General features: G+C 60.1%; 1 protein-coding gene. It reads left to right on the top strand.

Annotated features, from left to right (window positions below):
- Positions 1-30 precede the first annotated feature (30 nt).
- Positions 31-233: hypothetical protein (locus SB765_RS34045; protein ID WP_410933085.1), on the top strand; the 203-nt coding region annotated here is incomplete at its 3' end.

Here is a 233-nt window from a genome sequence, read left to right as displayed (position 1 = left end):
CGCTATGCATCTACGGTGTTCCCTGAAAGCATGTCTGCTGCCATCGCTCTGGGGCAGCAGTTCTTGGACACCGCCGCCGAAGCTGCAGAGAAAAACGGCGCTGATGCGTCGCTGGCCATGGACGGTCTGAAGTGGGGGGCTGCCTGCGATCCTTCGGTTGTGCGCGACGGGCTGACGTTCACCAAGCACATCCGCCAATTCCATGAACGGATGAATGTAACTCCGCAACCGGC

This window comes from Pseudomonas sp. SIMBA_067 (genome assembly GCF_046534675.1).
Taxonomy (GTDB): domain Bacteria; phylum Pseudomonadota; class Gammaproteobacteria; order Pseudomonadales; family Pseudomonadaceae; genus Aquipseudomonas; species Aquipseudomonas putida.
Note: the sequence above shows the minus strand (reverse complement) of the source record. Positions and strands in the feature narration are given on the sequence as shown.